The organism is Streptomyces sp. NPDC029041, from assembly GCF_040637515.1.
In the GTDB taxonomy this organism is placed as follows: domain Bacteria; phylum Actinomycetota; class Actinomycetes; order Streptomycetales; family Streptomycetaceae; genus Streptomyces.
In genome coordinates this window covers 503424-516996 of sequence record NZ_JBEZWO010000001.1, presented here as the reverse complement: position 1 = coordinate 516996, position 13573 = coordinate 503424, and the positions used below count along the sequence as shown (strand labels likewise).

Below are 13573 nucleotides of genomic sequence, written 5' to 3'. Positions count from 1 at the left end.
CCCCTTCCTTGGCGTTTGGTGTCCCTGAAACACTCCTTCCGCGCAGATTCCGTCAGGTACCGGCCATCCCGCACCTCAGGATGAGAGGTCTGTCCTTCATGTCCGAAGTAAACCGGCGCCGCTTTCTCCAACTCGCGGGTGCCACCACGGCCTTCAGTGCCCTGTCCGCCAGCATCCAGCGCGCCGCCGCCCTTCCGGCGAACCACCGCACCGGGTCGATCGAGGACGTCGAGCACATCGTCGTCCTCATGCAGGAGAACCGTTCCTTCGACCACTACTTCGGCACCCTGAGAGGCGTCCGCGGCTTCGGCGACCCGCGTCCGGTCACCCTCGGCAACGGCAAACCGGTCTGGCACCAGGAGAAGGACGGCAAGGAGATCCTGCCGTTCCACCCCGACGCCGACGACCTCGGCATGCAGTTCCTGGAAGGCCTGCCGCACTCCTGGCCCGACGGCCACCAGGCCTACGACGGGGGCAGGTACGACCGGTGGGTGCCTGCCAAGGGCACCACGACCATGGCGTACCTGACCCGCGAGGACATCCCCTTCCACTACGCCCTCGCCGACTCCTTCACCGTCTGCGACGCCTACCACTGCTCGTTCATCGGCTCCACCGACCCCAACCGCTACTACATGTGGTCCGGGTACACCGGCAACGACGGCACCGGCGGCGGCCCGGTCCTCGGCAACGACGAACTCGGCTACGGCTGGACGACCTACCCCGAGCGCCTGGAGGGGGCCGGCATCTCCTGGAAGATCTACCAGGACATCGGCGACGGCCTCGACGCCCAGGGCTCCTGGGGCTGGATCCAGGACGCCTACCGAGGCAACTACGGCGACAACTCGCTGCTGTACTTCGACAAGTACCGGGACGCCAAGCCGGGCGACCCCTGGTACGACAAGGCCCGCACCGGCACGAACGCCAAGGCGGGCGAGGGCTACTTCGACCTGCTGCGCGCCGACGTCAAGGCGGGCAAGCTGCCGCAGATCTCCTGGATCGCCGCCCCCGAGGCCTTCTCCGAGCACTCCAACTGGCCCTCGAACTACGGCGCCTGGTACATCGCCCAGGTCCTCGACGCCCTCACCTCCAACCCGGAGGTCTGGTCGAAGACCGCCCTGTTCATCACCTACGACGAGAACGACGGCTTCTTCGACCACGTGGTGCCGCCGCTGCCGCCGAAGGACGCCTCCCGCGGCCTGTCCACCGTCGACGTCTCCCTCGACCTCTTCCCGGGCGACGCCAGGAACACGGCCGGCCCCTACGGACTCGGCCCCCGGGTGCCGATGCTGGTCGTCTCACCGTGGAGCAAGGGCGGCTACGTCTGCTCCGAGACCTTCGACCACACCTCGATCCTGCGGTTCATGGAGCGCCGCTTCGGTGTGCGCGAGACGAACATCTCGCCCTGGCGGCGCGCCATCTGCGGTGATCTGACGTCCGCGTTCGACTTCTCCCGCAAGGACGCGCGCCCCGCCCCGCTGCCCGGCACCGACGGCTACGAGCCGCAGGACCGCGAACGCCACCCGGACTACAAGCCGGTCCCGCCCGCCGACCCGCGCATGCCCCGCCAGGAGCGCGGCCTGCGCCGCTCCCGGCCGCTGAAGTACGCCCCGCACGTGGACGCCTCGGTCGACACCGCGGGCGGGAAGCTCACCCTCACCTTCGCCACCGGGGCGAAGGCCGGCGGCGCCTTCCATGTCACCTCCGGCAACCGCGCCGACGGCCCCTGGATGTACACCACCGAGGCCGGCAAGGCGCTCTCCGACACCTGGAACTCGGCGTACTCCGGCGGCTCCTACGACCTGACCGTGCACGGTCCGAACGGCTTCGTGCGCGTCTTCAAGGGCTCGAACAAGGCGGCAGGCTGCGAGGTCACCGCTCGCCACACCGGCGACGACATCGAGCTGACCTTCACCAACAAGGGCTCCGGCGCGGTCCGTCTGAAGCTCACCGACGCCTACGGCGGCAGGCCCGCGACCGTCACCGTCCGTCCGGGCGCGAAGGTGTGCCGGACCGTCGAACTCTCCGGCAGCCGCCGCTGGTACGACCTGACCGTCACCGCCGAGGGTGACAAGGCGTTCCTGCGGCGGTTCGCCGGGCACGTCGAGAACGGGCAGCCGGGGGTGAGCGACCCGGCGATCATCACCGCGTAGCGGGAGTGAGGTGCCCCGGATCGTGCGGCCGGGGCGCCAGCGCCGGTTCGGGCGTGGCCGAGCCGGCCTCCAGAGCCAGGACCGCGGCCACCGGATGGTCGTCGCCGGCCGGGACCGCCGGGGGTGCCGTCCGGGTCAGCAGCACCACGCCCCAGGACGCGAGGCCCGCCCCCGCGAGCGCGAGCAGCATGCCCGCGGGGCCGCCCTGAAGGCGTTCGCCGAGCAGCGACAGGCCGATCACCGCGGCGGCCATCGGGTTGGAGAGGGTCACCATCGCGAGGGGCCCGCCCAGACCGCCCCGGTACGCGGTCTGCGACAGCACCAGCCCGCCGGCCGCGAAGGCCGCCACCAGCAGGGCCACGCCGACCACCTGGACACTCAGCACGGAGCCGGACCGGTCGGTCGCGGCCACCGTCACGGTCTGTGTGAGGGCCGAGGCGACCCCGGAGGCGAGACCGGAGGCGGTCGCGTGCCGCAGCCCGGGGCGGGCGCCGGGCCGGGACAGCACCCCGATGAACGCCGCGGTGGCGCCCGCCACCACCAGTGCCTCGGGGACGCTCAGCACACCGCCGGGCGCCGGACCGGACGCCGTGACCAGGATCGCGCCCAGGCCCAGGAGGGTCAGGGCGGTGCCCTTCCACTCGCGCGCGCTCACCCGCCGTCCGGCCATCCGCGCTCCCATGGGCACCGCCGCGACCAGGGTGAGCGCGCCGAGCGGCTGCACCACGGTCAGCGGGCCGTACCGGAGGGCGACGACGTGCAGCAGGGCGGCCGACGCGTTCAGCCCGACCGACCACCACCAGGCGCCGCTGCCGAGCAGGGCCGCGGTGCCCGCGGCCGGGGAGCGGGAGGCGAGCCGCTCCTGGGCGACCGCGGCGGCGGCGTAGGCGACGGCGGAAACGAGGGACAGGGCGACGGCGATCACCACGGCGTTCATCGGCCGGCTCCCGCGAACGCCTGCTCGTCCCGCTGCGCCGGTACGAGGCGGCCCGGCGTCCGTCCGGCGGTGCTCGCCGTGCGGTGCGGCAGGTGGATGAACGCGAGGGCGAGCCCGAGCAGGGCTGCGGCCACGAGCGCGTCGAGCCAGTAGTGGTTGGCGGTGCCGACGATCACCAGCAGGGTCAGCAGGGGATGCGCCGACCAGAACCAGCGCCACCGCGAGCGGGTGGCGACGATCAGCCCGATCGCCACCATCAACGCCCAGCCGAAGTGCAGCGACGGCATCGCCGCGAACTGGTTCGACAGCGAGTCCGTCGTGGGATTGCCGTACACCGACGGCCCGTACACCCGCGCCGTGTCGACCAGGCCGGTCGCGGCCGTCATGCGGGGCGGGGCGAGCGGGAACAGCAGATGCAGCACCAGTGCGGCGGCCGTGACCGCGGCCAGGATCCGGCGGGCCCAGACGTAGTGGACCGGCCGGCGCAGGTAGAGCCAGACCAGGAAGGCGGCGGTGGCGGGGAAGTGGACGGTCGCGTAGTAGGTGTTCGCGAGGTGCGCCAGGCCGTCACCGTGCAGCAGGAGCGACTGCACCGCGCCCTCGCCGGGGAGATGGACCGCCCGTTCGAAGTCCCACACGCGGTGCGCGTTGCGGAAGGCCTCGCCGGTGTGGCCGGTGGCCGGCTGCCGGCCGAACTTGTAGACGAGGAAGAGCCCTGCGACGAGCAGGATCTCCCGGACGAGCGGCGGTCGCGCTACGGCGTCGGACCCCGCCGGTGCAGGCTCGGTGCGGGCATTCATCCCCCGGCCCCTTCGGTGACGGTGGTGCTCTTATCGGTACGAGAGCGTACCGATACGCCAGTGTACCGATACGGTGGCGTACCGGTACACTGGCGTATCGATAGACGTGGAACACACCGTCGGCCGGGAACGCTCCGGCCGCCCGAGGGAAACCAGGAGCCCCGCCCATGACGTCGCAGGCTGCGGACCGGCCCGAGCCGCTCGGTGCCACGCGCCGCTCCAAGATCACGCCCGAGCGTGAGCAGGAGTTCTACGACGCCGTGCTGGAGCAGCTCCGGGAGTTCGGCTACGACTCCGTCACCATGGAGGGGATCGCCGCCAGCACCCGGTGCAGCAAGTCCACGCTCTACCGCCAGTGGAAGACCAAGCCGCAGCTGGTGGCGGCGGCGCTGCGCTCGCACCGGCGGACGCGCCGCATCGACACCGGCTCGCTCGCCGGGGACCTGCGGGAGGCGGCCCGGGCGGCGGGAGAGCTGTCGGGCCGGGACACCAAGCTCCTCCAGGCGCTCGCGCACGCGGCCCCTCAGGACCCGGAGCTGCAGCGCGCCTTGCGCGAGGCGCTGGTCGAACCGGAGATCGCCGCGCTGAAGGAGATCATCCGGCGCGGGGTCGAACGGGGGGAAGTGCCCGCCGACCACCCGGCGCTGGAGTACATCCCGGCACAGATGTTCGGCGTCCTGCGCATCCGGCCCGTCCTGGAGGGCGAGTACGCGGACCCGGACTACCTGGTCCGGTTCGTGCAAGCCGCCGTGCTGCCGGCCCTGGGCCTGACCTGAAGCCCGGGCCGCCGTCCGCCGGATGACCGGACGGTGACCCGACCGCGCCGACCCGTGGGGACGGGGGCGGCGCGCACCCCCCGGCCGGGTGGGGCGCCCCTGTGAGCGGCGGGGGCGCCCCACCCGGCCGGCCGGGCCGCGGGGCGCCGGGCCTCAGACGTCCTGGCCGTTGCCGCTGCCCGTGGCCACCTTGATGCCCTTGGTGATGTCGTCGAGCACGGTCTCCTTCTGGTCCGCGTCGACGCCGAACCGCACGACCACCATCAGCTTCGCGTTCGCGGGGGAGGGGAACGCGAGCGACTCCACGATGCCGTCGGCGCCCTTGCTCGTGACGGCCTTCCAGCGGACCAGGTAGCCCTGCTGCCCGGCCACGGTCACCGCCTTGGAGTCCAGCACGTCGTGGGAGGTGATCCCGCCGTAGGACTTCCCGCCGTAGGACTCCTCGGCGTTCTTCGCGATGTCCGCCTTCGCGATCTCCTCGGCGGTGGCGCCCTTGGTGCCCAGCGCCAGGGCCGGGGCCGAGTAGGCGCCGCCCTTGGTGCAGGTCGAGGAGGTGTCGCCGGGGCACTTGTAGGACTCGTCGGACGTCACCTGGGCGCCGGCCTGGGCCTGCTGGCCGTACCAGCCCTTCGGGATCGGCAGACTGATGCCGCTGACCGCATCGGTCACCGAACCGCTCCTGATCTTCGGCGGCCGGGACTGCTCGGGCCGCGGACTCTGCCCACCGGACCCCCCGTCGCCGCCGTTGCCTCCGGACCCTCCCGGGCCGCCCGGTCCGCCCTGGCCTCCGGGGGCGCCGGGCCCGCCGGGCGCCTGCGAAGTGGGCGAACCGCCGCCGCCGTTGTCCGTCAACGCGTAGACGCCCACGCCGATGCAGGCGAGGACGACTACGGCAGCGGCGACGGCGGCACCTATCCGCAGCCGCCGCCCCTTACCGCCGGGAGGCGCGGTGGGGTAGGCGGGGTAGCCGGCATACCCGGCGGACCCGGCGAACGCGCCGGTCCCCGGCTGCCCGGCAGCACCCGCGTAACCGGCGGCTCCGGAACCCCAGGCCCCCGGGTGCTGCCCGGCCCCGGCCTGCCCGGCCGGGTGCGGCTGCGCGGCGGCCGGTGTCGCGGCGCCGGGCGGACCGGATTCCGCTGTCCCGGGGGCAGTCGGGGCTGCGGCCCCCGCGGTCCGCCCGGTTTCCGGCCCCTCGGCCCCGTTCCGGTCGTCGGCGGCAGCCGGCCGCTCCGCCGGTGCCGGGGTCTCGGCGGGCGGCGCGTCGGGTGCCGTCCGCCGCGGCGATGCGGAGCCGGCGGACGCCGGGCCCGTCGGGGGACCCCAGGTCGCGGGCGGCTGCGCCGGGCGGATGCGGTCCGTCCAGGCCCGGCCGTCCCACCAGCGCTCGGTGGCGGGCCCGTCACTTGTCTGTCCGGGATCGGCGTACCACCCGGGAGGAGTCTCCTGCGTCATGCCCCCACCGTATGAGGCGTCGGTGAAAGAGGCATGAGAGGAGTCGGAACCGGCTGTTCCGGCAGCGGTCGCGTCGGGCCGCCGGGCCGCCCCTGGCGGAAGCCCCGCGTCCCGGCCCGGGGGAAGCGCCACCGGCACACCGGCCCCCGTGCTCGCCGGTCCCGTGCCCGGCAGGCCGTGCAGCTCGGTGCCCCGGGTCCGGCGAAGCCGAATGCCTCCTCGGCGTCGGACGGCAGACCGAGGTCGTCCGAAGTGCGCCCGGCCGAAAAGCGCCGCCCTGACGGGACAGAGGAAGAGGACGAGGGCGAAGGACGCGTACGTCCTGACCAGAGGCCCGGCCTTGCTCCGCCCTCCGGTGTGCGCAACCTGCCGCGATGATCGTCGCGGAGCAGTCGTGGACGCCGAACCCGTACCACTCCGCAGGAGGGCCACCGCCCCGCGGCGATCCCCCGTGGGGCCGCGCCACGTGCGCCGGGTCGCTGACTGGACGTCACCTTTCGTGTGTTTACGAAGCGTTGACCCGAAGGTGGCTGGTGACAGGACAAGTGCGTCGCCCGGCCGCACCCGGTGTCACCCGTCACGGCAAGAGGTGCACCGACCACCCTCCACTCTGGCAATCGGACGGCTACGCTCGATGTCTGTACGTCGTTCGGGCGACTTGGGGAGGGAGCGGGATGACGGAGGTACGGCCCACGGCCGCGGCCTCGGCTTCCCTGTGGGAGCGCGACGAGGAGGTCGCCGCCGTCGAGCGGGCGGTCGACAGCCTGTGCGCGGACCGTTCCTCGTCCGGCGGGCTGCTGGTCTTCCGCGGCGAGGCCGGACTCGGCAAGACCGCCCTGCTGGCCGAAACCCGCCGCATCGCCGAGGCCCGCGGCTGCACGGTCTGGTCGGCACGCGGCGGCGAGACCCTCAGGTCGGTCCCCTTCAACGTGGTGCGTCAGTTGCTGCAGCCGGCGCTGGTGTCGATGCTGCCGGAAGAGGCGCGCGAGTACCTCGGCGACTGGTACGACATCGCCGGCCCCGCCCTCGGCATCGCCGAGCCCGGCGACCGGCAGGCGGACCCGCAGGGCGTGTGCGACGGCCTGGTCGCGGCCGTGCGCCGGCTCGCCCGCCGCGACTGGCCACTGGTGCTGATGATCGACGACGCCCACTGGGCGGACCAGGAGACCCTGCACTGGCTCGCGGGACTCGCCGAGCGCCTCGACGAGATGTCCGTCCTGGTTGTCGTCACCCGCCGCACCGAAGAGGTCTCCGGCGCGAGCGCCCGCCACCTCGACACCGTCGCCGCCGCCGCGCAAGGCCCCGCCACGACCCTGAGCGCCCTCACCCCAGACGCGACGGCCGGACTCACCCGCGCCACCCTCGGGGAACATGCCGACGCCGCGTTCTGCCGCGAGGTCTGGGCCGTCACCGCGGGCAACCCCTACGAGACCGTCGAACTCCTCGCCCGAGTGCAGGACAGCGAACTCGAACCGGTCGAGGCCCGGGCCGGTGAACTGCGCGACCTGAACCGCTCGGCCCGCGGCGGCGGCCTCGTCGCCCGCCTGGAGGAACTCGGCATCGACGCCACCAGGTTCGCCTGGGCCGCCGCCATCCTCGGCACCGGCATCTCCATCGACCTGGTGGCCAAGCTCGCCACCCTGCGGCCGGACGACGCCCGCCACTGCGCCGAACTGCTGCGCACCGCCCGGATCCTCACCGCGCCCGACCCCGCGACCGGCCACAGCACCGAGGGCGACCTCGAGTTCGTCCACCCGCTGATCGCCACCGCCGTCTACAACTCCATCCCCGACGCCCTGCGCACCGCCATGCACGGCATCGCTGCGCGGATCGTCACCGACGAGGGACACAGCGCCGCGACGGCCGCCCGCCACCTCCTGGAGGTCCACCCGGACGACGACGAGGAACTCGTCACGCAACTGCGCGAGGCAGCCCGCGAGCACCTCGCCGTCGGCGCCCCCGACGCGGCCCGCCGCTGCCTGGAACGCGCCCTGAAGGAACCGCCCCGGCCCGAGTCGCACCCGCAGGTGCTGTACGAACTGGCCGAAGCCACCTTCCTCACCGCGCCCGCCCGCACCATCGGCCACCTGCGGGCCGCGCTCGGCATGCCCGGCCTCCACGGCGGCCAGCGGGTCGACGCCGTCTTCCGGCTCTCCCAGGCGCTGCTCCACAACGACCAGCTGGAGGAAGCCGTCCGCACGGTCGAGGCGGAGGCCGCCCGGCTCCAGCCGGGCCCCGACCGGATGCGGCTGCAGGCCGCGCAGTTCATGTGGGAGGGGCTGCACGCCGGCGAGGCGGCCTCCCCCGGCCGCTCCCAGCGGCTCGCCGACCTCGCCCGCCCCTGCACCGGCCGGGACAACTCCGAACGCGCCCTGCTCATCCTGCGCGGCTTCGACGCCCTGATGCACGGCGAGAACGCCGAGGAGGTCGCCGAGCTGTGCGACCGTGCCCTCGTCAACGGCCGCCTCGCCCCCGGACTGGGCTGGACGGACACCGAGTGGGGCATCGAGCTGTTGCTCATGCTGGCCAACGCGTACGGCTTCACCGACCGCCTCGACCGCGCCGAGACCCTCTACAACGAAGCGCTGCGCGCCTACGAGACGGCAGGCTGGAGCGGCGGCCACCTCGCCCTGGCCCACGCCTACGTCGGGATCGGCCACCGCAGGCGAGGCCGTCTGAAGGAGGCCGAGGCGTCCCTGCGCGAGGCGCTGCGCCTGGCCGAACGCGTCGGCCGCGGCCTGCCCCTGTACTGGTCCGCGACCTGCAGCCTCGTCGACACCCTGCTCGCCCGCGGGCACGTCGAACAGGCCTGGGACGTCGCCGAACGGCACGGCTTCGCCCCGCCCTACCCGTCCACCATCGTCCTGCCCGATCCCCGCTCGGTGCGCGGCCGGCTGCTGCTGGCCGTCGGCCGCACCAAGGACGGCATCAACGAACTGGAGGCCGCGGAGAAGGCGGCCGCGGCGCGCGGACACCACAACCCCGTGCTGGTCCCCTGGGCGGCCGACCTCGCCCGCGCCCTGCGCACCGAGGACCCGGCCCGGGCCGCGCGGCTCGCCGTCGACGTACGCCGCCAGGCCGAGCGATTCGGCACGGACACGGCGATAGGGGAAGCCCTGCGCTGCGCCGCCGACCTGGAGACCGGCCAGCGGGCGGTCCGGCTCTACGGCCAGGCCGTCACCTACCTGGAGGCCTCGCCCTGCCAGTACGAACACGCGGCGGCCCGCATCGAGTTCGGCATCGCCGCCCGCTCGGCGGCCGACCTGCGCCGGGGCCTGGACCTGGCGGTCTCGTGCGGGGCCGACGCACTGGCGCAGCGGGCACGTGCCGCGCTCACGACGGGTGTCGGCCCGGCGTAGCGCGGGCGCGGTGCAGCGGGCCCGGCTCGCCGGCGGCGGAGACCTCCGGGCGGCTCAGAACGGGTGAGCCGGACGGCCTCCCCCGCACACCACCATCGCGGCAGCCGTCCGGGGCTCGCCTCCATGGCCGGGGCGGCGAGGCAGGAGCCTGCCGGACCGGCCGGGCTCATGACATGCGGGCTCGTGCTCCGGTCCTCACGAGGTGCCGTCCTCTTCCGCCAGGACCCGCTGGGCCGTCGCGAACGCCGAGTTCGCCGCCGGCACCCCGCAGTACACGGCCGTCTGGAGCAGCACCGCGCCGATCTCCTCCGGGGTGAGGCCGTTGCGCCGGGCCGCGCGGACGTGCATGGCCAGCTCGTCGTAGTGGCCGTGTGCGACCAGCGCGGTGAGGGTGATCATGCTGCGCTCACGGCGGGACAGCGTCGGATCGGTCCATATCTCGCCCCACGCGTAGCGCGAGATGAAGTCCTGGAAGCGGGCCGTGAACGGTGTCTGGCGGGCCTGCGCCCGGTCGACGTGCTGGTCGCCGAGCACCTCGCGTCGTACCGCCATGCCCAGGAGGGCGCCCTGACCGAAGTGAGCGCGCAGGGCGGTCAGCACCGCCTCCGGACACTGGGCGGGGGCCAGGTGCGAGGCGCCCGGCAGCTCCACGAGCGTCGCGCCCGGCACGGCGTCGGCGATTTCCCGCAGATGCGCGGGGGGCGTCGCGGGGTCCTCACGGCCGGCGACCAGCAGGGTCGGCACGGTGATCTCCGGCAACCGGTCGCGCAGGTCGAACGCGGCGAGCGCGTCACAGCACGCGGCGTACGCCTCCGGGTCGGCGTCCCGGTGGTCCCGGACCAGGCGCGGCACGGTGAAGTCGCCGGCGAACCAGCGCGCGCCGGCGTTGTCCGCCAGCCCGGCCAGCCCCTCGCGCCGTACCAGCGCGGCCCGCTCCTCCCACGGCCCGGACCCGTTGAAGTGGGCCGACGAGCAGATCGCGGCGAGCGACGTCAGGCGCTCCGGACGGTGCACCGCGAGATACAGTCCCACGGCCCCGCCCAGCGACACGCCCGCGTACGCGAACCGCTCGATGCCGAGCGAGTCTGCGAGCGCCAGCACCTGCGCGGCGAGGTCACCGACGCTCGCGCCCGCCCGGATGAGACCGGCCGCAGAACCGCCGTGCCCCGGCAGGTCCCAGCGCACCACCCGATGGGTGATCGACAGCTCGGGCGCCACGTCGTCCCACAGGGCGTACGACGTGCCGAGGGAGGGGCCGAGCAGCAGCGGGGGAGCGGAGGCGGGCCCTTCGGCATGGTGATTCAGAAGTGTCAACGTCGCTCCAGAGCACGGTCGGTGAGGACTCCGGCGGAGCCCGTGTAATGGGACGGATCGAGATCCACCCCGGCCAGCTCGGGCGCCTCGGCCAGCGGTTGCCCCTCCGAGGCCAGCCTGGTGAGGAGCTCCTTGGCGCCGGCGCGGCCGAGCACCGGGGTCAGTTCGGCGGACAGCCGCTCCGAGACGATCAACCCGTGCGTGATGTCCAGGTGTTGGCGCATGGCCTCGGGCCTGACCCGCAGCCCCTCGGCCAGTTCGGCGGCGTCACGAGCGGCACCGCCGGTCAGCCGCAGCAGATCCCGCAGCGGTTCCCACTCGGCGTGCCAGGCCCCGGCCGGGCGTTCGTCCTCCGCGGCCATCGCCCCGTACAGCGTCGCCGCGAGCTGGGGCGCCCGGCGCGCGACGGAGGCGATCAGGGTGGACCGTACGGGGTTGGACTTGTGCGGCATGGCGGACGAACCCCCGCCGCTGCCCTCCGCCACCTCGGCGATCTCGGTGCGCGACAGGGTGAGGACATCGACGGCGAGCTTGCCCAGCGCGCCCGCCGTGAAGGCGAGGCATCCGGCGAGGTCGGCGACCGGTGTCCGCAGGGTGTGCCAGGGCAGTCCGGGTGCCCGCAGGCCGAGTTCCCGGGCGTACGCCTCCGGCAGCCCGGCCGGATCGCTCGCGCCGTACGCCCCGAACGCCGCCAGCGTTCCGGCCGCGCCCCCGAGTTGGACGGGCAGCGACTCCCGGACGGCCCGCACCCTGTCCCGCGCGTCCAGGACCAGTGACCGCCATCCGGCCGCCTTCAGCCCGAAGGTGGTCGGCACGGCGTGCTGGGTGAGGGTCCGCCCCGGCATCGCGGTGTCGCGGTGCTCGGCGGCCAGCCGGGACAACGCCCGTTCGCCACGGCCGAGGTCGGCGAGGACCAGGTCGAGGGTCCGCGCGGCGACCAGCATCGTCGCCGTGTCCATGATGTCCTGGCTGGTCGCGCCCCGGTGGACGTAGGGCCCGTACGCCTCGCCCGCGGCCCTGGTCAGATCCCCGACCAGCGGGATGACGGGATTGCCGCCCGTGCGGGCGGCTTCGGCGAGAGCCCGTACGTCGAAGGCACCGGTGCGGGCGGCCTCGGTGACCGCAGCCGCCGCCTGGGCAGGGGCGAGCCCCATGGCGGCCTGGGCGCGGGTCAACGCGGCCTCCGCGTCGAGCAGCGCCCGCAGGTATGCCTCGTCGCCGGTGGCGGCCGCGGCCTCCGAGCCGGCCCAGCCGGGGGCGAGCAGGCCGGTGTCGCCGGGGTGCGCTGTCACGTGAACTCCAGGAAGACCGTCTCGCCTTCGCCCTGAAGACGGATGTCGAAACGGTACGTGCCGCTCCCTTCCTCAGCTGCGATCAGCGTGTCGCGCCGAGCGTCCTCCAGCCCGGACAGCAGCGGGTCGGCCGCGAGCACCGCCGCGTCGCCCGGCAGGTAGATGCGGGTGTACAGGTGCACGAGCAGCCCGCGCGCGAACACGCACACGCTGAGGTACGGGGCGCTGCGCCCCCGTGCGCCGGGCCGCAGCGTGCGCGCGTACCAGTGGCCGTTCGCGTCGGTCTGGATGCGCCCCCAGCCCGTGAACTCCACGCCGTTGCGCCCGAGGAAGCCGCCGGAGGCCGGGTCGCGCCGCATGGAGCCGTCGGCCGTCGGCAGGTTGCCGTCGGGGTCCGGCCCCCACAGCTCGATCAGGGCGTCCGGCAGCGGGTTGCCCTCGCCGTCGGTGACGTACCCGTGCACGGTGACGGTGTCCGGATGCCCGAGGGGCGCGATGTCCTCGCCGCCGCGGAACGGCAGGGCGTGGCCGTAGAACGGGCCGACGGTGTGCGAGGGGGTGGGCAGCACGGTGTCGGGCCGGCTGGTGTCGATCTTCGTCATGGCCGCTCAGCGCCCTTCTTCGATCCAGGTGGCCTGTGGGCCGTCCAGCACGATGTCCCAGTGGTAGCCCATCGAGAACTCCGGTACCGACAAGCTGTGGTCGTACGTCGCGACCAGCCGCTGCCGGGCGGCGTCGTCCGTCACGGACTGGATGATGGGGTCGTAGGGGAACAGGGGGTCGCTCGGGAAGTACATCTGGGTCACGAGCCGCTGGGTGAACGCCGTGCCGAACAGCGAGAAGTGGATGTGCGCCGGCCGCCAGGCGTTGACGTGCTGGCGCCAGGGGTAGGGGCCCGGCTGGACGGTGGTGAAGCGGTAGTGGCCGTCGTCGTCGGTGAGGGTGCGGCCCACACCGGTGAAGTTGGGGTCGAGCGGGGCGTCGTGCTGCTCGCGCTGGTGGGCGTAGCGGCCCGCGGAGTTGGCCTGCCAGATCTCCACGAGCTGACCGCGCACCGGGCGGCCGTCGCGGTCCAGCAGCCGTCCGGAGACGGTGATGCGCTCGCCGATCGGCTCGCCGCCGTGCTGCCGGGTGAGGTCGTTGTCGATCTCGGTGATGTCCCGCTCCCCGAAGGCGGGGGAGGACAGCTCCACCAGCTCCGGGTCCTTGCCGACGTCGATGGTGACCGGCGGCTGCTTGGGGTGCCGGAGCACCGAGGACCGGTACGGCGCGTAGTCGCGGCGCGGCTGGTGCTCGATCGGTCCCCCGTCCGCGAGCCGCTTCTCGTACGCGGCGCGCTCGGCCGCGATCTCCTGATCGATGTCGTGCTGAGTGAGAGTCATGGAAATCCCTCAGGTAACGGCTGCCGCGCCCCACAGCACCGCGCGCCGATGGCGCCACGCACCCCACGACGTCATGCCGCTTATTCGCGAAAACACCCGCGATTCCCT

10 protein-coding genes are annotated in these 13573 nt (G+C 73.7%); 3 read left to right on the top strand and 7 right to left on the bottom strand.

What is annotated here, in order from left to right:
* Positions 1–98: 98 nt before the first annotated feature.
* The gene (locus AB0F04_RS02200; protein ID WP_362036776.1) at positions 99–2150 is read left to right on the top strand and encodes a phosphocholine-specific phospholipase C; all 2052 of its coding nucleotides are present in this window, start codon (positions 99–101) and stop codon (positions 2148–2150) included.
* Here AB0F04_RS02200 and AB0F04_RS02195 read toward each other — a convergent pair.
* Positions 2140–3087, bottom strand: coding sequence for a hypothetical protein (locus AB0F04_RS02195; RefSeq protein ID WP_362036774.1), 948 nt, complete (start codon positions 3085–3087; stop codon positions 2140–2142). The two genes, AB0F04_RS02200 and AB0F04_RS02195, sit on opposite strands and share 11 nt — an antisense overlap.
* Entirely contained in the window at positions 3084–3887 is an 804-nt protein-coding gene (locus tag AB0F04_RS02190) for a phosphatase PAP2 family protein (protein WP_362036772.1), read from the bottom strand. Before AB0F04_RS02190 ends, AB0F04_RS02195 begins: the two co-directional genes overlap by 4 nt.
* Positions 3888–4054: 167 nt before the next feature.
* On the opposite strand from AB0F04_RS02190, the gene AB0F04_RS02185 reads away from it, so the two are divergent.
* The gene (locus tag AB0F04_RS02185) at positions 4055–4663 is read left to right on the top strand and encodes a TetR/AcrR family transcriptional regulator (protein WP_362036770.1); all 609 of its coding nucleotides are present in this window, start codon (positions 4055–4057) and stop codon (positions 4661–4663) included.
* A 153-nt stretch (positions 4664–4816) separates the two neighbouring features.
* Here the strand turns inward: AB0F04_RS02185 and AB0F04_RS02180 are convergent, their stop codons facing one another.
* Positions 4817–6118 (bottom strand): DUF2510 domain-containing protein, encoded by a 1302-nt coding sequence (locus AB0F04_RS02180; protein ID WP_362036768.1) that lies wholly within the window; start codon positions 6116–6118, stop codon positions 4817–4819.
* 674 nt (positions 6119–6792) lie between these two features.
* Here AB0F04_RS02180 and AB0F04_RS02175 point away from each other — a divergent pair.
* Positions 6793–9477, top strand: a complete 2685-nt coding sequence (locus AB0F04_RS02175) for an AAA family ATPase (RefSeq protein WP_362036766.1) — start codon at positions 6793–6795, stop codon at positions 9475–9477.
* Positions 9478–9672: 195 nt separating this feature from the next.
* Here AB0F04_RS02175 and pcaD read toward each other — a convergent pair whose 3' ends face one another.
* From pcaD to pcaH, 4 genes are read right to left on the bottom strand one after another with little or no spacing between them, the layout of a single operon-like run.
* Entirely contained in the window at positions 9673–10791 is a 1119-nt protein-coding gene (pcaD, locus tag AB0F04_RS02170; RefSeq protein WP_362036764.1) for a 3-oxoadipate enol-lactonase, read from the bottom strand.
* A complete protein-coding gene (gene pcaB / locus AB0F04_RS02165) occupies positions 10788–12083 on the bottom strand; it encodes a 3-carboxy-cis,cis-muconate cycloisomerase (RefSeq protein WP_362036762.1) in 1296 nt (431 codons plus the stop codon). Before pcaB ends, pcaD begins: the two co-directional genes overlap by 4 nt.
* Positions 12080–12685 (bottom strand): protocatechuate 3,4-dioxygenase subunit alpha, encoded by a 606-nt coding sequence (gene pcaG / locus AB0F04_RS02160; RefSeq protein ID WP_362036760.1) that lies wholly within the window; start codon positions 12683–12685, stop codon positions 12080–12082. The genes pcaB and pcaG overlap by 4 nt, the downstream gene beginning before the upstream one ends.
* 6 nt (positions 12686–12691) lie before the next feature.
* Positions 12692–13465, bottom strand: coding sequence for a protocatechuate 3,4-dioxygenase subunit beta (gene pcaH, locus AB0F04_RS02155; protein WP_362036758.1), 774 nt, complete (start codon positions 13463–13465; stop codon positions 12692–12694).
* Positions 13466–13573: the final 108 nt, after the last annotated feature.

Coding starts and splice junctions, on each gene's coding strand:
- AB0F04_RS02200 (WP_362036776.1), top strand. CDS start 99: ATGTCCGAAGTAAACCGGCGCCGCTTTCTCCAACTCGCGGGTGCCACC.
- AB0F04_RS02195 (WP_362036774.1), bottom strand. CDS start 3,087: ATGAACGCCGTGGTGATCGCCGTCGCCCTGTCCCTCGTTTCCGCCGTC.
- AB0F04_RS02190 (WP_362036772.1), bottom strand. CDS start 3,887: ATGAATGCCCGCACCGAGCCTGCACCGGCGGGGTCCGACGCCGTAGCG.
- AB0F04_RS02185 (WP_362036770.1), top strand. CDS start 4,055: ATGACGTCGCAGGCTGCGGACCGGCCCGAGCCGCTCGGTGCCACGCGC.
- AB0F04_RS02180 (WP_362036768.1), bottom strand. CDS start 6,118: ATGACGCAGGAGACTCCTCCCGGGTGGTACGCCGATCCCGGACAGACA.
- AB0F04_RS02175 (WP_362036766.1), top strand. CDS start 6,793: ATGACGGAGGTACGGCCCACGGCCGCGGCCTCGGCTTCCCTGTGGGAG.
- pcaG (WP_362036760.1), bottom strand. CDS start 12,685: ATGACGAAGATCGACACCAGCCGGCCCGACACCGTGCTGCCCACCCCC.
- pcaH (WP_362036758.1), bottom strand. CDS start 13,465: ATGACTCTCACTCAGCACGACATCGATCAGGAGATCGCGGCCGAGCGC.